Annotated in this window: 16 protein-coding genes and 2 other annotated features; all 16 genes read right to left on the reverse strand. The window is 34.5% G+C overall.

The window, feature by feature from the left end; all coding sequences use genetic code 11:
* Nucleotides 1–5: 5 nt before the first annotated feature.
* Entirely contained in the window at nucleotides 6–572 is a 567-nt protein-coding gene (locus tag D8848_RS02240) for an aminodeoxychorismate/anthranilate synthase component II (protein ID WP_042900462.1), read from the reverse strand.
* A complete protein-coding gene (trpE, locus tag D8848_RS02245) occupies nucleotides 569–1930 on the reverse strand; it encodes an anthranilate synthase component I (protein ID WP_125442983.1) in 1362 nt (453 codons plus the stop codon). The genes D8848_RS02240 and trpE overlap by 4 nt, the downstream gene beginning before the upstream one ends.
* Nucleotides 1931–2001: 71 nt before the next feature.
* Nucleotides 2002–2227, reverse strand: a binding site (T-box leader).
* On the reverse strand, nucleotides 2224–3402 hold the full coding sequence (gene trpB / locus D8848_RS02250; protein ID WP_125442984.1) for a tryptophan synthase subunit beta: 1179 nt from the start codon (nucleotides 3400–3402) through the stop codon (nucleotides 2224–2226). (Overlaps the previous feature by 4 nt.)
* Nucleotides 3403–3467: 65 nt before the next feature.
* Nucleotides 3468–3691, reverse strand: a binding site (T-box leader).
* Nucleotides 3692–3910: 219 nt separating this feature from the next.
* Nucleotides 3911–4912: a LacI family DNA-binding transcriptional regulator gene (locus D8848_RS02255; protein ID WP_000789953.1), complete on the reverse strand. Its 1002-nt coding sequence runs from the start codon at nucleotides 4910–4912 to the stop codon at nucleotides 3911–3913.
* Nucleotides 4913–5019: 107 nt separating this feature from the next.
* On the reverse strand, nucleotides 5020–5388 hold the full coding sequence (locus D8848_RS02260) for a hypothetical protein (RefSeq protein WP_060805805.1): 369 nt from the start codon (nucleotides 5386–5388) through the stop codon (nucleotides 5020–5022).
* A 95-nt stretch (nucleotides 5389–5483) separates the two neighbouring features.
* Nucleotides 5484–6194 (reverse strand): MgtC/SapB family protein, encoded by a 711-nt coding sequence (locus D8848_RS02265; protein WP_000994650.1) that lies wholly within the window; start codon nucleotides 6192–6194, stop codon nucleotides 5484–5486.
* Between the two features lie 2 nt (nucleotides 6195–6196).
* On the reverse strand, nucleotides 6197–7888 hold the full coding sequence (locus tag D8848_RS02270) for an ABC transporter permease (protein ID WP_125419969.1): 1692 nt from the start codon (nucleotides 7886–7888) through the stop codon (nucleotides 6197–6199).
* Between the two features lie 11 nt (nucleotides 7889–7899).
* Entirely contained in the window at nucleotides 7900–8910 is a 1011-nt protein-coding gene (locus D8848_RS02275) for an ABC transporter ATP-binding protein (protein WP_000589137.1), read from the reverse strand.
* A 102-nt stretch (nucleotides 8911–9012) separates the two neighbouring features.
* Nucleotides 9013–10080 carry an extracellular solute-binding protein gene (locus D8848_RS02280; RefSeq protein ID WP_000738377.1) on the reverse strand — a complete coding sequence of 356 codons (1068 nt, stop codon included), beginning with the start codon at nucleotides 10078–10080 and terminating at the stop codon, nucleotides 9013–9015.
* A gap of 24 nt (nucleotides 10081–10104) precedes the next feature.
* Complete coding sequence (locus D8848_RS02285) at nucleotides 10105–10764, reverse strand: DUF1868 domain-containing protein (protein ID WP_000793811.1); 660 nt, start codon at nucleotides 10762–10764, stop codon at nucleotides 10105–10107.
* Nucleotides 10765–10947: 183 nt separating this feature from the next.
* Nucleotides 10948–11958 (reverse strand): UDP-glucose 4-epimerase GalE, encoded by a 1011-nt coding sequence (galE, locus tag D8848_RS02290; RefSeq protein ID WP_061743800.1) that lies wholly within the window; start codon nucleotides 11956–11958, stop codon nucleotides 10948–10950.
* A 12-nt stretch (nucleotides 11959–11970) separates the two neighbouring features.
* On the reverse strand, nucleotides 11971–13446 hold the full coding sequence (gene galT, locus D8848_RS02295; RefSeq protein WP_125442985.1) for a UDP-glucose--hexose-1-phosphate uridylyltransferase: 1476 nt from the start codon (nucleotides 13444–13446) through the stop codon (nucleotides 11971–11973).
* Between the two features lie 12 nt (nucleotides 13447–13458).
* Nucleotides 13459–14100, reverse strand: a complete 642-nt coding sequence (locus tag D8848_RS02300; RefSeq protein ID WP_000945324.1) for a phosphate signaling complex PhoU family protein — start codon at nucleotides 14098–14100, stop codon at nucleotides 13459–13461.
* A gap of 57 nt (nucleotides 14101–14157) precedes the next feature.
* Nucleotides 14158–14904, reverse strand: a complete 747-nt coding sequence (locus D8848_RS02305) for a protein phosphatase 2C domain-containing protein (RefSeq protein WP_000239018.1) — start codon at nucleotides 14902–14904, stop codon at nucleotides 14158–14160.
* A complete protein-coding gene (locus D8848_RS02310) occupies nucleotides 14888–16996 on the reverse strand; it encodes a glycosyl hydrolase family 28-related protein (protein WP_000834743.1) in 2109 nt (702 codons plus the stop codon). The genes D8848_RS02305 and D8848_RS02310 overlap by 17 nt, the downstream gene beginning before the upstream one ends.
* A gap of 921 nt (nucleotides 16997–17917) precedes the next feature.
* Complete coding sequence (locus D8848_RS02320; protein ID WP_185756838.1) at nucleotides 17918–19144, reverse strand: DegT/DnrJ/EryC1/StrS family aminotransferase; 1227 nt, start codon at nucleotides 19142–19144, stop codon at nucleotides 17918–17920.
* Nucleotides 19145–19181 lie beyond the last annotated feature (37 nt).

The raw sequence follows: 19181 nt of genomic DNA on the forward strand, positions 1-19181 counted from the left end.
TTTCCTCACTTTACAACCTTCTCGATAAAATTCCGAATAGAAGACAAGCCATCTGGCGTTCCGATACTCTCTGGATGGTACTGAAAGCCATAAATCGGTAGGTTTTTGTGTTGAATCCCCATGATGGCTTGGTCATCAGTAGAACGAGCTGTCACTTCAAATTCTTCTGGCATTTCTTCAATCAAAATACTGTGATAACGCATGACCGCACGGCCATCCTCGATACCTTGATACAAAACAGATGGCGCTTCAAAGCTGATATTGCTCTGTTTCCCATGCATGACTTTTGGAGCCAAACCTAACTTACCACCAAAGACTTCTGCAATGGCTTGGTGACCCAAACAAATCCCAAGAATCGGCTTCTTGCCAGCAAAGTCACGAATCATATCTTCCATCTTTCCAGCATCAACTGGCCAACCAGGACCAGGAGAAAAGACCAGACCATCTGCTTTTTCAGCTTCTTCATACAGCTTGGGATCATCATTTCTCAAGACCTGTACCTCTGCAAAATTCCCAATGTATTGGGCCAAGTTATAGGTAAAAGAATCATAGTTGTCAATCAATAAAATCATGGTCTTAGTTCTCCAATTCTAGTCATAGATTTAGCTTTGTTAATGGTTTCTTGGTATTCGTTTTGGGCGATGGAGTCGTAGACAATCCCTGCCCCAGCCTGCACATAAGCTGTTTGATTTTTGAGAATCATGGTTCGGATGGCAATGGCGAAATCCATATCACCCGTCGCAGACAAGTAGCCGATTGCTCCTGCGTATACGCCCCGTTTTTCTGTTTCCAGTTCATAGATGCGTCTCATCGCTCGAATCTTTGGTGCTCCTGAAACTGTTCCAGCAGGAAGTGTTGCTTTCAAGGCATCCATGGCAGTGAGTTCTGGAAGCAAACGCCCCTTGACCACACTGGTCAAATGCATAACATAGCGGAAGAGCTCCACTTCCATATACTTGGTGACTTGGACACTGGCCGTTTCAGAGATGCGACCAATATCATTACGACCCAAGTCTACTAACATTCGATGCTCTGCTGTTTCCTTCTCATCCGAAAGCAGGTCTGTCGCCAAAGCCTTGTCTTCTTCATCCGTAGCGCCTCTTGGTCGTGTCCCTGCAATCGGATTGGTTGTCACGATGCCATTTTTAACTGAAACTAAACTTTCTGGACTGGCACCGATGATTTGATAATCACCAAAATCATAGAAATAAAGGTAATTAGAAGGATTAGTCACGCGGAGATTTCTGTAGAAGTCAAATGGATTTCCAGTAACTTCTGCTGAGAAGCGCTGACTGAGTACACATTGGAACATATCGCCATTACGAATCAAGTCACGAGCTGTTTCCACCATTTCCTCAAACTTCTGAGGAGCGATATGCGGTTTGAAGTCCAGTGGAGATAGATCCAAGTCTTCAAATTCATTTGGAGCAGGAATGCGTAATTCCTCAAGTACTTGGTTCAAGGCTTTTTCCAAGTCTTCTTGACTACGCTCACTATAGAGAGCATCCTCTATGACATGGATTTTTTCCTTCTTGTGGTCAAAGACCATGTAACTCTCATAGACGAAGAAATGCATATCTGGCGTTCCAATAGTATCTTCAGGAATTTGACCAATTTCTTCATAAAGCGAAATCATATCGTAACCCACAAAACCAATGGCTCCACCACCAAAAGGTAGGTCTGAATGGTGCTGGCTCTTATGAGTCACTTCATAAAGGAAATCCAAGGGATCCCGATCAATCACTTGACCATTTTGATAGAGAACTCCATTTTCAAACTTAATCTCAAAAACTGGATTATAAGCTAAGATAGAAAAACGAGCGGTTTCCTTGTCTCTCGGAATACTTTCTAAAATAACCTTGTGTTGCCCCATTAGACGCATATAAGCCAAGATTGGTGATAAGACATCTCCATGAATGATTCGTTCCATTGTAATTTCCCTTTCAGTTCTACTTCTAGTCCGTGGCGACTGTATGAAAAATCCCCACGCAAAACAACTTGCGTGAGGACGAAATTCGCGGTGCCACCTCAATTATAGGATTTCTCCTATCTCTCATTCCTGTCTCAGATATCTCATGTAACAGGCTGTGCGATAAAGGGCACTCCCTTGAGAATTATGTTTTCTTCTCTTGTTTCAGATGGACCCAACCTTACAACTTTCTCTGCTTGTTTTCAGCAACCACAAGCTCTCTGTGAGAGAAAGGACTGTAATTTTTCCATCTTTTATTTTTTAGCTTCTAGGTAGTCCGCAATTGCAGCTACATCCTTGTCTCCACGACCAGAGACATTGATGATGATAATGTCGTCTTTACTTAGTTTCGGTGCACGTTTAACTGCTTCTGCGATAGCGTGCGAACTTTCAATCGCTGGGATAATTCCTTCAGTCTTGCTGAGAAGGAGGAGAGCCTGAACAGCTTCTTCATCCGTTGCTGCAACATACTCCACGCGACCTGAATCTTTGAAGTAGGCGTGCTCTGGGCCAACACCTGGATAGTCCAGTCCAGCTGAGATAGAGTAAACTGGAGCTAGCTCTCCATCTTCCTTAAAGACTGCATAGGTCTTCATGCCATCAACAATTCCGATACTACCTTTTGTCATAGTAGCTGCGTGCTTGTCTGTATCAAGCCCGTGCCCAGCAGCTTCTACCCCAACCAATTTAACTTCTTCATCAGCCACATACTGAGAAAAAGCACCAATAGCATTAGAACCACCACCTACACAGGCAATAACGTAGTCTGGTAAACGACCTTCTTTTTCTAAGATTTGACAGCGAGATTCTTCACTGATGACCTTTTGGAACTCATGAACAATGGTAGGATAAGGGTGAGGCCCTACAGCAGATCCCAGAACATAGAAGGCTTCCAAATCATTCATCCATGCTCCAAAGGCTGCATCAACCGCATCCTTAAGAGTTCGTGTTCCCGTTTCAACTGCGTGAACAGTTGCTCCCATCATCTCCATACGGAAAACATTGAGACGTTGACGTTCCACATCCTCTGCCCCCATGTAGACATCACAGGCCATACCAAACTTGGCTGCAGCTGCCGCCGTCGCAACCCCGTGCTGACCAGCTCCTGTTTCTGCGATTACTCGTTTTTTGCCCATACGTTTGGCCAAAAGAATCTGTCCTAAAACGTTGTTTAGCTTGTGAGAACCAAGGTGGTTAAGGTCTTCACGTTTGAGATAAATCTTAGCGCCACCTAAGTGGTCTGTCAAACTTTCCGCAAAATAGAGCGGTGTTTCGCGACCTGAATAGTCCTTTAAGTAATGGCGAAATTCTGCCAAAAACTCTGGATCATCCTTGTACTTGTCAAATGTCACTTCCAACTCATCCAACAAAGCCTGAATCGGCTCCGGTACGAAACTACCACCAAATTGTCCAAAATAACCTTTAGTTGTCATAAAATTTCCTCTTTCTGTATTGGTTGCAAGATATGAAAAAAGCCCACACACAGAATATACTTCCATGTGAGGGCGTTGGTAACGCGGTGCCACCTCAATTATAAAGGGACTATCCCTTTACATCTCTGCCTTGTCTAACAACAAGTTGCACTGTAAGGTGTGCGCACCGAATTTTCATTGTTTCAAATTCATTTTTAAAATCAGCCCACTTTCACTACTTTCAACCACCTGTTCACAATCACCACAGGCTCCCTGAAGATCAAAAATAGTTACTTTTCTGATTTGTTGAACTTATTTTAATACTTTGTTTTTTCTTTGTCAAGACTTTTTTACGATTTTTTGAAAGATGTGTGATTCGAATGTGATAATGTCTTTAGTAAATCGAACGTGAAAATGTCCCACTTGTTGGAAATTGGATCCAACTCAATAGAAACTGAATAGATGCTAAACAGAACTTACTTTAGAACACTCCATCTTTTCCATTAGGATTTTCAAGAATTAAACAATACTAGAAACTCTGTCTCCTAACAAGTTTAGTAGAAACTTCAACAGATGTGACACTTTCCCCCTTTATAATTGCTAATACCCCTTCAATCATTTCTTGAGCTAATTTAACATAATTAGGAGAAATTGTAGATAAAGCTGGAGTGTAATATTGAGAAATTGGAATATTGTCAAATCCGATTATTGAAATATCATCAGGAATAGTAATTTCCTTCTCATAGCAAGCACGAATCAATCCCTGTACTTTCTCATCCCCGGATACAAAAACCAAATCAGGATAATTTTGATTAGATAGATGTCTTGTAGCATATGAATAAACCGAATCTATTGTAGTTAGACCATATACAACTTTCAAATCCATTTCATAGTTTTTATCATTTAAAAAAGCACGAACCCCTCTCTCTCGATCCATATTAACAAGGGATTCTCCTCCCATAAGTAACCACATACTATTAATGTTTTCTTTTGATACTAATTTCATCATGTCATAAGTGGCCTGAAAATTGTTGTTAGAAACATACACAACATTAGGTGTTCTAGATTCTCCAAAAACTATGAATGGAATTTTATTCTTTTGTAAGTAATTAATCCGAATATCTTCTTTACTTTCATAAAATACTATTACACCATCTATCAAACTTCCTGTACTCGAGATTATTGAATTACTAATTGTATCCTCTTCACTAAAATATTCAACAATAGCGTTAACACCATACTCTTTACAAGTTTGTAAAACTTTATCTAATAAAGTTTGGAACCAAATTAAAGGAAAAGAGTCGATTTTTTTTACAGAAATCAATATATTTATAGCTTCTTTTTTAGTTAAATTTCTTGCATATGCATTTGGAATATACGACAATTCTTCTATAACTTTTTGAATCGCTTGATAAGTTTCTTCTTTAACATTTACTCCACCATTAATAACTCGTGAAACTGTTTTTGGAGAAAAACCTGATAAACGTGCAATATCATAAATAGTTACCTTTTTCCCATTTATATTTTTCATTTCAGTCCTCCATTACGAACATTCTAATATTACTATACAATATTTAATTTTTTTTAACAAGAGAATTTAGTAAATTATTTAAGATCCACAAATTCACAAAATTGATTTTACAAATATTCTTCCCCTTCAAAAAAGTTTAAATTGCATTTCACACCTTTATTTTTAAGAATGTTTCCAACTTCACGACAAATAAATTCATATGAGAAAAAACTACCATAAAATTGTAGATTAACTTTTTCAGTAAAAATTGTAGGATTTATAAAAATATATAAAAGCCTGTCAATGTAACATTCTAACATAGACTTAATTTTTTCTTTAAAAATAACATTTGTTATCAACTCATTTGGAGGTAAATGAAAGGGAAACACCATTTCACAAATATCATAAAAAGAAATAAATTTGTATACTTGTATCAAACAATTATTATCAAAATATTCTATTTTACCTAAATCAAAATTGATTTTATAATCTTTCATAAAAACCTCAGAGCAAAAATCTACTCAAAAATTAGATGATTAAAACATCTAAAAAACAAAAGGACAAAAACATCTGTCCCTTTGTTTACTAAATTTCAGCTAATTTCTTCGACATAAATAACACCTACAATATTAGCAATTTCTTCCATCAAACGAAGATGTTCAAATCTTCCTGATAGTTCTAGAGTAATAAATGATGCTATTTTTTTTTCTGGAACATCAAAATATTCAATTCTTTCTGAATTAACATCTCCAAATGCAGTTCTAGAATCAGTCATTCTAATGCCATTCTCAGCACAGTATACTAGTACCCGATTATATGCCTCTGTAGATCTAACAACGATATACAATTCTATTATCTTTGAACGACTTTGAAGATATTTTTTTAAAGGTTGGAACATAGTTATAACACTCCAAACAGACACTGCTCCTAGTACGGCTCCTTCATAAAAACCAACACCTATAGCTAGACCGATTCCAGCTGAAGCCCATATTCCGGCTGCAGTTGTTAAACCAGTTATTTTCTTTTTATCTGTAATAAGTATTGTTCCAGCCCCAAGAAAACCAACACCTGATATAACTTGCGCACCTAAGCGTGTAGGATCTCCTGTACCAAATTTATAAGATACATACTCATTAGTCATCATAATTAAACATGCAGCCAGACAAACAATACTATGTGTACGAATACCTGCTGGTTGAGATTTACTTCCTCTCTCTAAACCAATTACACCACCAATTACTAATGAAAGTACAATTCTTAATACAATTTCGATATATGATAGTCCTAAGCTTGTTGCATTCATTATTATTTCCTTTTTCTACTAGCTGGTCTCTGAGTAAAGTATAATACAGAACCAGAAATTATCATTAATACAATAGTATAAACGAATACAAGTGCTTGAGCATTTGAAGTTGCTGTTTCATCACCTGCTGAACGAATAGTTATACCCAGCGGTTGAGCTAATGGATGGTAAAGAAATACAGATAAGTCGAAGTCAGTTAATAAAGAGTTAAAGTTTAAAGCAATAACAGAGAGAACAACCGGTAAAATAAATGGAATGATAACCTTCATCATAGTATAAAAAGGTGAAGCACCCATACTTCTCGCTGCGTCTTCCATCTCATCATCAACACTAAATAAAATAGCACGTACCATTCTATAAGAAAATGGGATTTTTACAACTATATATGCAATAAGTAGAATTACCAAACTACCTACCAAAATCTGATTCAAGACAAGAAATTGTGGCTGATTAAAAGTAAATAATAAACTTACTGCTAAAAGTGTACTTGGTAGTAACCAAGGAAGTAGAGCACCATATTCAAATAAGAAATCAAAGCGAGCTTTATGTTTTCTGACAACTCGAGCAAATACAACTGCGAGAATTGTTGCTGTTGTCGCAGCGATAATAGAATAAATAAAGCTGACCAAGAATGGAGAGAATGCCGCACTATTACTAAAGAATAAGCGATAATTTTCTAAAGTAAAGTTTGATAATGTTAAGTTACCTGTTTGAATTGCAACTGGATCTGTAAATGAGTATAATACTATAAAAATTAGTGGAAGCATGAAAACTGTGAACAATCCATATGCTACAATGTGGGCAATGATATTCCAAGGCTTAGATGCAATTTTTTGTTTTTTAAGAGGCGCTTTAGTCTTAGAGATAGAAATATAATTTCCACCTTTTTCTATCTTATTCATGATAGTAAGCAAAATTGTAGTTGCAATACCTAAAATAATTGCAAGTAAGGCAGCTAAATCACGAGAATTCCCCATCCCTGCAAATGTAATAATCATTGGATTTATAGTTTGAAATCCTTTACCACCAACAATCATGGGTGCTGCTACTGCAGATAAACCACTAAGAAAAACCATAATAGTAAGTGCAAATAGAGTTGGAATTAAGGTTGGTAACACTACTTTTCGGAAAACAGTAAATGGTTTTGCTCCCATATTTCGTGCAGCCTCAATAGTGTGATAGTCAACGCTTCGAATTGTATTTGTTAAAAACAATGTATGATTAGCAGTTCCTGAAAATGTCATAATGAATAAGACTGCACCATACCCAATAAACCAGTTAGGGTCTAAAGAAGGGATAACATTTTGTAAAAATTTTGTTATCAATCCATAAGGACCATAGACAAATTTATATCCAGTCGCTAAAACCACTCCTCCATAAATTAAAGAGGTCATATAGCCTAATTTTAAAATTTTAGCACCTTTAATATCAAAGTACTCTGTAAATAGAACACAAAGAATACCTACGACATTAACTGTAATAATGAGTGAAAATGCTAACTTAAAACTGTTCATAATACTCTGAAGTGCCCTCTCAGATTTTAGAACACGATGTACAGCTTCAAGGGAAAATTCTCCTCCTTTTACAAATACATTCACTACTAGATCAAAGTTTGGATAAATAATAAATGTTACTAGGAACCAGATTAACCCTAAACGAATAAGCCAATCTTTTAAATTTAATTTATGACGCATACTGCACCTCCTTAAAATTGCAGAACGTCTGATGGTGTGATAAATAAGTCCACACTTTCTCCGACAGATCTAATAGCAGCCTGACTATCAATACTTGTTACATTAAGAATCTGACTTTCAGAAACTTTTATTGTATAGTGAATTGTAACTCCAGAAAACTCAACATCAATAATTGTCCCTTTTAGAATGAAATCTTGTTCAGTTTCACGATTGAATCGAACTTTCTCTAATCGAATGTATCCTTTTTTATCTTCTAAGAAAACGCTTGCATTTTTCAGTAATACTTCGTGGACTGTTTCATCGGTCAAAACATTAATATCGCCAATAAAATCACATACAAATTCAGTTTGAGAATTATGATAAATCTCTACAGGTGTACCGACCTGTTCGATGTATCCATTGTTAAAGACTGCAATTCTATCAGATAAAGTTAAGGCTTCCTCTTGGTCATGAGTAACGTATAAAGTAGTAATACCTAACTCTTTTTGAAGTCTTTTCAACTCTTTTCTCAAATCTACACGTAATTTTGCGTCAAGGTTCGACAATGGTTCATCTAGACAAAGAATTTTAGGTTCAAGAACCAGAGCACGAGCCAATGCTACCCTTTGTTGTTGACCCCCAGATAATTCTGATACATTACGCTGTAACTGTTGATCAGAGATCTTAATTTTTGCTGCTACTGCTGATACTTTAGCTTTAATAACATCTGGAGCTACCTTCTTAACTTTTAAACCAAATGCAATATTATCAAAAACAGTCATAGTTGGAAATAGCGCATAAGATTGAAATACAATACCAATTCCACGCTTTTCAGGTTCCAAATGAGTGACATCTGTTCCATTAACTTCAATACTTCCTGATGATGGATCTAGAAAACCTACCAATGCTCTCAAAGTAGTTGATTTACCACATCCTGAAGGCCCAAGAAATGTAAAAAATTCCCCTTCATGTATATCTAAATTCAGATTATCAATTGCAACAAAATCACCATATTTAATTTGAATATTATCAAATTTAATCATCTCACTAACTCCCTCTATTACTAAACCAAAAGCCTCTCTTTATTTCTTCCATAAATTTAGAAATAATAGAGAGACTTGGACATAAAAATTAACTCTTATTTCTTATTGTACGTATTCTAATTCAGCTTTTTCTACCCATTCATCCAAATGCTTTCCAACAGCTTCCCAGTCAATATTTTGTGGTTTCACTTGATCAACAAATTTCTTAGTATCTTCTGGTAGATCTTTGAGGGCATCTTTATTTGCAGGAATAGATCCAAAGTTCTTACTATATTCTACTTGAATTTCTGATTGACCAAACCAATCAATAAATTCTTTAGCTAACGCTTGTTTTTTACTAGTGCTTAAAACCATAGTTTGTTCAGTTACAAATGGTACACCGATCTCAGGAGTCATAACTTTGAAAACAACATTTTGTTCTTTTTGTCCAACTAATGCACCAGAACCCCACATCATTCCATATTGTATTGGATCTTCTTTGTCTAACATCTTAACAATTGAACTTTCTCCCTTTTGAAGAGTGTATGCATTTTTCAAATATTCTTTTGCTACTTCCCAACCTTTTTCGGAAACACCTAATTCACCTTTATCATCAAGGTATCGAACTAAGATACTTGCTAGAATTGCCCGTCCTGTACCACCTTGAAGACCAGAAATTGAATATTTACCTTTATACTTACTACCTAATTCTGTCCAATCTTTAGGCATTTCTTTTACATCAGGCGCCCCAATTAAAACTAATGGTTGAACAATCACAGGATTATAATAATTATCTTTATCTGATAAAGATTGATCAATTTTATCTAACCATTTAGGCTTGTACTGTACTAGTAATTTTTGATCTCTAATTTTATTTGAATCAACAGCACCAATTCCAAATACCATATCTGCAACTGCATTATTCTTCTCAGCAATAACACGGTCTGCTAATTGAGCGCCAGGGATATCAACCATTTTGATATTAAAACCAGCTTCTTTTGCTTTAGCAGTTAGCCAATCACCACGACCATTTGAGACTGAGTTCGAATAGATTACTAATTCTTGACTTTTATCAGCTTTTTCTTCAGATGAAGAAGCAGTCGTAGAATTTGAACCTCCAGAGCAAGCAGCAAGTGTAGTAAGAGCAACTCCCGTTGCAAGTACAGTAGACCAAACTTTCATTTTTTTCATGATAAGTTCTCCTTTTTTATTATTTTATTTAAATTTTTCGTGATATGGAACAAATTGTCTCATATCTTCAAATACAGTATAGTCAATACGATTTACAGTAATAGTTGGAATCTTCTCTAATAAAATTTCAGTTAATTCTGCTCTGACTTTAGTAAACTCTTCTTCCTCCTCTTCGGTTAAAGGAATTCGAAGATACCCAATTGAAATATGGAATTGATATCTATCATGATTAGGGAAACGAACACCTGCTTTTTCTGAGACATAAGTACGAATTTCTTCTAATCTCTTTGCAGAAGCTTCATCTGCAGGTTCAACTAATATGTTTTGTTTTCCCATTTCAGTTACACGCATATGAATTTCTTCATCCAACAATGGAAAAATTTCAAGTTGTTTAGCAAAGTAATCATGTATTTCCTGTAAAGGTGTATCTAGAGGAAGATTACTGCTCCAAAACTCCGTTTCACGATTTTCATGGCACAACAATTCAATTACAGTCATGTGAATAGAATTCCTTGGAGTTAAAGTAAACTTATCGATAAATGGTAATTCTCTATAACGTGATTGAATAATATCAACAACTTCCATCAAATCTTGTTTAGTATAAAGATTTGCTACAACTGTATTCCCAGGGAAATGATTAAATTCCCCATTCTCTTTGAACTTAATTTTTGTTAAGTTTTTCATATAAAGACCTTCTTTTTTATATTTGACATCGGTGTCATTATGTTTACATTATACAATGAAACCGTTTCCTTTGTCAAGCGCTTTCAAAAAATTTTTTTAAAAAATTTATCTTTCATTAAATATGAATTTCATTAAAAGGTTAAGTAATTTTTCCAAAATACAGCACTCATATAGACAGTATCATCAATTATAGCCATTGGGATTTTTTGATTGCCAATTCCATGTATCTCTACACATGTCTTCAATCGATTTTGTTGTCCTCCAATTTAATTCCTTATATGCTTTGTCTGCATTTGCATAACAAGTTGCAACGTCTCCTGAACGTCTTGGAACTATTTTATAAGGAATAGGGACCTTATTAACACTTTCAAATGTATTTACAAGTTGTAATACACTAGTGCCTTCTCCCGAGCCTAGGTTATAGATATAAACATCTGTTTTTTCAGATACTTTTTCTAAAGCTTTTATATGTCCTATTGCTAAATCTACTACATGGATATAATCACGCACACCAGTACCATCAAGCGTATCATAATCATTTCCGAACACACTTAGCTCTGACAGCTTACCTACCGCTACTTGTGCAATATAAGGCATCAAGTTGTTAGGAATTCCTGAGGGATCTTCCCCAATCAAACCAGACTCATGAGCACCAATTGGATTGAAATAACGAAGCAACGCAATACTCCATTCTGAATCTGCCACATGAACATCTTTTAAAATTTGTTCAAGCATCACTTTCGTATACCCATAAGGATTTGTCGCACTTGTTTCCATCGTCTCAATTAGGGGTGACTGATTGTTAATTCCATATACAGTCGCACTTGAAGAAAAGACAATCTTTTTAACATTAAATTCTGACATCACTTCAACAAGTGCTAATGTACTCATAATATTATTTTTGTAGTACATCACAGGCTTTTGCACGGATTCTCCGACAGCTTTATAACCTGCAAAATGAATTGCAGCATCAATCGATTCTTTTTCAAATACCTTTCTCAATGCTTGTTTATCACAAACATCTAATTCGTAAAACACGGGACGTATTCCTGTAATTGCTTCAATACGGTCTAGCACCAAGATGCTAGAGTTCGAAAGGTTGTCGACAATTATGACTTCCTTTCCTAAATTTAGTAATTCTACTACGGTATGGCTACCAATATAACCAGCTCCGCCTGTTACCAATATTGCCATTTGGGTTTCCTCCTAATTAATTCCAACCGACTTAACAAATCTCATAAACGCTTCATGCCCAGACGGTGTATTCTTATAAACTCCTGCATCTTCCAGAACTCTCGCAAACACTTGTCCTACTTCGTGTTGAACTACGCTATTAACCTCTTCTTTATTAATGCGAGGATATTTTTCTTTCAATTGGTCGGCCCATTCTAAATGATAATCCGCAATTGCGTTATCCTCTCCTAAAAGATATTTTCCAACTTCTTCTAACTCTGGTTTCAAACGAGGTGGTAATATCGCAAGTCCCATCACTTCGATTAACCCGATATTTTCCTTTTTAATATGTTGTACATCTTGATGAGGATGGAAAACACCATCTGGGTATTGTTCAGTAGTATGATTATCTCTTAGAACAATATCTAATTCATATCTCCCGTCCACTTTACGAGCAATAGGAGTCACCGTATGGTGTGTGACATCTTCAGTCATAGCAATAATGTCTACTTCTAAATCTGAATATTCTCTCCACTTATTTAGAATTTTAGTAGCTAAATCTAACAAGCGATTTTTATTTTCACTTTGTAACCTAATTACTGACATAGGCCATTTTACAATACCAGCATTAACATCCTCAAAGTCTTTAAAACGAAATTCACTCTCAAATTTTGCTTTTTCCATTGGGAAAATATGTTTCCCTCCCTGGTAGTGGTTATGACTTAGAATGGAGCCTCCTGAGATAGGAAGATCAGAATTTGAACCAGCAAAATATCCTGGCAAAATATCAACAATCTCCAATAATTGTTCAAATGTTTTAGAGGTAATAGCCATTGGTACATGTTGACTATTCAAGAATATCGCATGCTCATTAAAGTATGAGTAGGGAGAATACTGGAATCCCCATACTTCATCACCAAGTTTCAACCGAATAATTCTATGATTCGAACGTGCTGGATAATTTATTCGCCCCTGATATCCTTCATTTTCCATACATAGTAAACATTTGGGATAATTAGTTGCTTTTACTAATTTTTCAGCAGCAATTGTTTTTGGATCTTTTTCGGGTTTTGACAAATTTATCGTAATCTCTAGCTCTCCGTATTTAGTTGATGCTCGAAACTCAATATTCTTAGCAATAGCAGAAGTTTTAATATAATCACTATCTTTACTTAACTTATAAAACTCTTCAACTGCTTCTTGAGGTGATATATCATATGAACTCCAAAAAATATCATTTAATCGACTCGGTAAAGGAACTATGAAATTCATTAACTCTGCTCCTAAACATTCCTTTTCCTCGATTAAATCTTTAATTTTACCGTTTTTTAAGGCGATTTCCACTAAGTAATCTTTTATTTGTTTCAGGTCATTTTCATCGGAAATGCGATCAGTTCCCTCCTCACCTATTAACGCTAGTACTCTATTTTTCACATATATTTTGTCAATTTCATTATACATTCCGTATTCAATTACTCTATCAACAAAATTATCAATAATTGTTTTCATATATTTTTCTTTCTAATTTATGTTCCCATATTTTCTATACATTATCCATTTATAAATTGATTGCGTAGTATGAGCAATTTTATCAAGGTGATGAATAATATCTAAAGCACCAATTACTTCAGAAACATTCCCATCATCTTCAAATATGTAATTCATGATTTTCTTTTCAATATTTATACTAAGCTCTTCTATCTCATTCTGTTTTTGTATAACAACCATATCTAAACATCCAGATTGTTCCTCTCTATAACAAGATATAGCCCTATTCATATGCAGTCCGATAACTTCATGAAGTATTTTTATTTCTGAAATAATTTTCTTCAAAATTTCATTGTTTTGAATAATCTGTAGATTTTTTAAAATTTCAACAATTCTATCCCCAATACGTTCAATGTCAGTTGATATTTTTATTACACTAATAATTCTTCTTAAGTCATATGAAACAGGATGTTGTAAACAAATTAACTCATATCCTTTTTTATCAACATTTAGAACTGACTCATTTATGATTAAATCTTCTTTAATCAATTCTATTCGTTCTTCATTTGATAAATATTCAAATAACTTCTCATATTTATCAAGCACAGATACCCAAATGGTCTCTAAATTATTTGATAATTCTATAATTTCATTTTCTAAATATAACCTTAACATTTAGGTACCTCTTCTTAACAAAGTTCAATAGTAACAATTAATATTTTAAACAATATATCAAACATCAATAACTACAATACTTGCATCATCTTTCTTTCCATAGATTGGATCAATAGCAGAAGAATTAAATCTCATCTTAATTAACTCTTCAAAAGTTTTATTTTGATTATTTTGATAGAATTCATAAAAGCCATCGCTCATTAAAACAATTTGTTCACTAGTAACATCTATTTGATTAATAATAGCATGGTCTAAAAATCTCTCATCCAACGAACCTATCCAGTACCCACTCGGTTGATTAGATAATTTTCTGATTTTTTGTAAAATAATTTTTTTATTTAAAACACTATTTGTACCAATTGAGTCTTTTATCTCATTTTTCCCTTTTTCAAATAAGTTATCTACTCTATGATCAGTTATTTCCATTTCGTTTACTAACATGACGCAGTCACCTAGCATCATATACTCCAACTTTTTTTCTGAAAGTTTAGCAAATATAAAAGCAAATGTTGGTAAGCGATAATACTCTGTTAATTCATATGAGTTTAAACCGATTTCATCTTTAACCTCTAGTAAAGCAGTTTCAAATATTTGTTTAAGAGTTTTTGATTCTTTACAATTAACCGACAAACTTTCTGATAAAATATGTACAACTTCTGAGACTGAATAACCTATCTCCTCTTTAGAATTATATAAATCTGTAGCTCCATCAATAATCCAAAAATACTGATTTTGTGAACCTACAGCATCCTCATTTTCTACGGAACTTCCTTGTATCGAACAAATTTTATTTATCTTTACCATAATACTTCAACCCTTTTAGTGTCAAAAGTAAACCAATTCCTGTCACTGTTAAGAATAGTTCCATAATCTTGTTCGAACCAGTCTTTGGTAATTTTTGTTTTACCTCTACTATTTCTTTAGATTTATTAATATGATTTTCAGTTTCTCTGCCATCTCCAACTTTTTTATGGTTCACTTCTTCTATCTTATTATCTTGTTTATTGTCGATCTTGTCATTAATTTGTCTATTATCTTTACTTGAGTTAAACTCTCCTTTCTTCTGGTTACTATCAATTACATTATTTGAATTAGATTGTTTTTCATGCACATATGAACTTGTTTTAAATTTTTCCTCTTTGTTTTTTTCTTTTTCGTTTTTATCACTTAAGTTATTTGTTACAATTTTGTAAAGCCCATTCTCCGTTACAATATTGAAATTACCATCGCTATCACGTATAACTGGTTCTTTCCCATTTGCATTAGATTTGATGAATGATATATACTTACCGGATAAATTATAAAATTGGTTATTTAAAACGGTTATTTTACCCTTTGAATCCTCAATAACAATTCCTTCTTTACCGCCGAATATACTATTCTCTGAGACTACTAAATTATCACTAACTCGTAATAATTCAATATTTGGTTGTTCTGTTTCCTTAGAATTATTATTAATTACATTTTTTGTTACAGTAATATCTGATACTTTTCCTAAATATTCTGCACTATCTTTTGCTACTCTAATAGCCTTTGTTTTAGGATCAGAAATATAAAATGTATTTTCAGTAATAACGACTTTCTTATTTAAATCAAGTTCATCTTTTACATTTTTATAACTAAAAGCATTTATTAAGGCTGCACCATTTTCTCTATAATGTACACTTTCTCCTTTTACTTTCTTATCAAATCTATTTCCTTTAATTAAAATATCAGTGAATCCTGTAAAACGTACACCAGAATACATCATGTTATCAAAATGATTATTTAAAATTTTAATATTAGAGGGGTTCTGTGTCGACAATGTTTGATAGTGTGTACCAATTGCTGTTACTAATTCTCCAGATTTATCACTTTTACCAAAATATGAATTTTGAATAGTAACATTTTCAGATTTTTTCCCATCATCATTCAAAGCATAAGGAAAACCTTTTCTAGTCAATGGTTCAATCTGAATACTCTCCTTACTTATAATTTGCCCATCTTTCATAGTTTTAGGTAAAGCTTGACCAAGAAAACGAGAATTATCGACTAATACATTTTTCGAACCTGCAATTTGAATAGCATGCCCTTGATAACTATCCTTGAATGTTACGTTTTTTATAGTTACGTTATTTGAATTCCCAATAGCAAATGCACCTGAAGAATTTATAAGTGGTAGATTTTTTGCTTTAGTTCCTTCTTCATTCAAAGCACCGTTCATATCAATAGTACCACCAGAATAACTAATATCTTCTGTTGGGCCCCATTCTACTTGCGCACCATCATCCGTAAATAAACCTGTCATAAAAACAATAGAAGGGTGATTCTTAATATTTATACCATTTAGAATTGTAGCTTTCTCATTCAATTCTAAGTGTGTATGACTTTTTAAAAAAACAATTTCTTTTACTAAATAAGTTCCTTCAGGAAAATATACATTTCCTCCGCCTAGTCCTTTAGCTGCAGCATCTATTGTATCTTGAATTGCTTGACGATCATCATTAACCCCGTCACCTATTGCTCCATAATCTTTAACATTCAAAGCTACGTGTTCGTTCAGATTAGTACTTAAAATAGTATTCACTTCCATCCCAGAGATGTTACCAATCATAGTATCATTTGTTATATCAGGTTTATTTTGATTAATACTCACTCCTCCATTATTATCAGTACTTAAACTTGAATTGTTATCAAGACTGAGAGTATCAGAATGGGGTTCCGCAGATAATGATGTAGATGTGCTACTCAACAAAGAGTTCATTTGCATATTATCTTTAGACGAAGAAGTTTCACCAACTACTTCATTAGCTAAAACACTTTGTGTTCCAATAAATAAAACCGCTAAGAGAACTGAGCAAACTCCCACCTTAGACTTACGAATAGAGAAAACCTCATTTTGTTGAAAAGATTTCATATTAGCCTCCAATTAAAAATATTATGTCCTAATTTAATATTCATATAAATTCCATACCAGAAAATGACACCGCTGTCATTTTCTTTATAATATATTTTTAAATCAAAATTGTCAAGGAATAACACAATAAAATATCAAAATTGTGAAAGCGTGACCATTTATATATCTAACCATACTTCTAATAATTCTTTAACCTTCCATTCAAAAGTGATTACTATCTTTCTTAGCTTGAACATAAAAATATCCTATTCACTGTATTTAAAGCATGTTGATATCTCGTAAAATACTAATTTATAAATACAAGAACAAATATCTTGTCATGCAAGCATTCACCAGGTATATTTACATGAATATCGTTCATATAGCGGATTGAAATCAAAACAATACAATATATTTCTTAAATAGATTTTCTATAAAAGCTAGATTCAAGCTCTATAAAAATAGACGCAGTTCTTCTAAAATACTGGAATAGGACATATAGATCATTGTAGACACGTGTTTTATAGATTATTTCAAAAGAATGACTAGAACATGAAAAATAGTCTCAAAACTTTGAACAATATTCTGAAAACAAAAAAGAAAGACGCGAGTTTCCACAACCTCATTCGTGGAAACTCGCGTCTTTCAAAAAATAGGGTGAATTGAAAACTAGAACAAGACACTACATTTTCTAAATGATGCCTAATAAAAATTCTAAATGCTACACCAAATTGCTCACATCTCATTTCAAACCATACAGTATATTGAAACTATAAGAGTACACCTTTGCTTCTAAAATATTGCTAGAAATTAATTTGACTATCCTGATTAATTTGTCCTGTTTTTATTTCATTTTACTATAGGACTTTCAATTGAAAACAACAGTTTTACACTCAATTAGACTTTTTAGAAACAGAATCACTATTACTTGACTGTAGTTTGTCATTTTTTTGATGAAGTTAGCACTTTTTCAGAAACTGTTTTGAAAGTCTCAATGATATAGTCTACTTCTTCATCGCTTAATTTAGTGTGAAGAGGGAGCGTAATTTCATTTTCAAAGAAGGCATAGGCTTTTGGATAATCTGCCATATCAAAGCCAAGATTCTTATAGGCTGTCAAGAGAGGAAGTGGTTTGTAGTGGACATTACTTGCAATTCCTGCTTTGGCCAATTCTTGGATGATAAGATTGCGTTCTTCTAGGCTCGCTCCTTCTACATGGGTGATGTAGAGGTGACGACTTGACTCAACAGTTTCCGTCTTATGTGCCAATGGATGGATGCGAGAACCTGCAAAACCACGATCATAGCGGTCCACAATGTCCTTACGACGTTGCAACAAACCAGAGTAGCGGTCCAATTGTACCAAACCAAGGGAAGCCATGATATCTGTCATATTGCACTTGTAGGCTGGTGTTACGATATCGTATTCCCATGAGCCCAGTTGCATCTTGGCAAGAGCATCCTTAGTTTGTCCGTGAAGGGAAAGAATTTGGAATTCCTTGTACATCTCTTCGTCATCAATCGCTGGATTGGCTTTCCAAGTCGCACTTCCTCCCTCAGCAGTTGTAAAATTCTTAACGGCATGGAATGAGAAGGAAGTAAAGTCAGCGATAGAACCAGCTGGTTGTCCTTTATAAGTAGATCCCAAAGCGTGGGCACTATCAGAGACAATCACAATACGGTTAAAGGCCTTTTGCCACTTGCTTGAAGCATTAAAGAGATCACGTTTTTTCTCCACGACTTGGAACAAACGGTCATAATCGCAAACAATCCCTGCAAGCTCTACTGGGATGATCACTTTAGTCTTTTCAGTGATAGCTTGCTCCAGCAGGTCATAGTCCATCTCAAACGTATCTGCTTGGATATCCACCATGACAGGGGTTGCTCCTACGTGCGTGATAACACTACATGAAGCTGTATAGGTCATGGCTGGAACGATGACTTCATCTCCAGGTCCCACTTCCAAAACGCGCAAAATCAACTCAAGAGCAGCAGTTGCAGAGTTAAGACAGACAGTCTTAGGCGTCTGTGTGTATTGAGACAAGCGACGCTCCAATTCTTTGGTCTTAGGACCAGTTGTAATCCAACCAGAACGAAGGGTATCCGCTACTTCAGCAATTTCAGCTTCGGTGATATCGGGTGGTGAAAATGGAATATTGTAATTTGGCATTGATTTGCTCCTTTTATCTGTACTCATTTTCTCATGA

Source organism: Streptococcus mitis, assembly GCF_003942775.1.
Lineage (GTDB): Bacteria > Bacillota > Bacilli > Lactobacillales > Streptococcaceae > Streptococcus > Streptococcus mitis_CN.

What these genes read in the sequence shown, in the direction of transcription:
- D8848_RS02240 (WP_042900462.1), bottom strand. Translation starts at nt 572, where the DNA reads ATGATTTTATTGATTGACAACTATGATTCTTTTACCTATAACTTGGCC.
- trpE (WP_125442983.1), bottom strand. Translation starts at nt 1,930, where the DNA reads ATGGAACGAATCATTCATGGAGATGTCTTATCACCAATCTTGGCTTAT.
- trpB (WP_125442984.1), bottom strand. Translation starts at nt 3,402, where the DNA reads ATGACAACTAAAGGTTATTTTGGACAATTTGGTGGTAGTTTCGTACCG.
- D8848_RS02255 (WP_000789953.1), bottom strand. Translation starts at nt 4,912, where the DNA reads ATGAAAAATATAAATGGGAAAAAGGTAACTATTTATGATATTGCACGT.
- D8848_RS02260 (WP_060805805.1), bottom strand. Translation starts at nt 5,388, where the DNA reads ATGAAAGATTATAAAATCAATTTTGATTTAGGTAAAATAGAATATTTT.
- D8848_RS02265 (WP_000994650.1), bottom strand. Translation starts at nt 6,194, where the DNA reads ATGAATGCAACAAGCTTAGGACTATCATATATCGAAATTGTATTAAGA.
- D8848_RS02270 (WP_125419969.1), bottom strand. Translation starts at nt 7,888, where the DNA reads ATGCGTCATAAATTAAATTTAAAAGATTGGCTTATTCGTTTAGGGTTA.
- D8848_RS02275 (WP_000589137.1), bottom strand. Translation starts at nt 8,910, where the DNA reads ATGATTAAATTTGATAATATTCAAATTAAATATGGTGATTTTGTTGCA.
- D8848_RS02280 (WP_000738377.1), bottom strand. Translation starts at nt 10,080, where the DNA reads ATGAAAAAAATGAAAGTTTGGTCTACTGTACTTGCAACGGGAGTTGCT.
- D8848_RS02285 (WP_000793811.1), bottom strand. Translation starts at nt 10,764, where the DNA reads ATGAAAAACTTAACAAAAATTAAGTTCAAAGAGAATGGGGAATTTAAT.
- galE (WP_061743800.1), bottom strand. Translation starts at nt 11,958, where the DNA reads ATGGCAATATTGGTAACAGGCGGAGCTGGTTATATTGGTAGCCATACC.
- galT (WP_125442985.1), bottom strand. Translation starts at nt 13,446, where the DNA reads ATGAAAACAATTATTGATAATTTTGTTGATAGAGTAATTGAATACGGA.
- D8848_RS02300 (WP_000945324.1), bottom strand. Translation starts at nt 14,100, where the DNA reads ATGTTAAGGTTATATTTAGAAAATGAAATTATAGAATTATCAAATAAT.
- D8848_RS02305 (WP_000239018.1), bottom strand. Translation starts at nt 14,904, where the DNA reads ATGGTAAAGATAAATAAAATTTGTTCGATACAAGGAAGTTCCGTAGAA.
- D8848_RS02310 (WP_000834743.1), bottom strand. Translation starts at nt 16,996, where the DNA reads ATGAAATCTTTTCAACAAAATGAGGTTTTCTCTATTCGTAAGTCTAAG.
- D8848_RS02320 (WP_185756838.1), bottom strand. Translation starts at nt 19,144, where the DNA reads ATGCCAAATTACAATATTCCATTTTCACCACCCGATATCACCGAAGCT.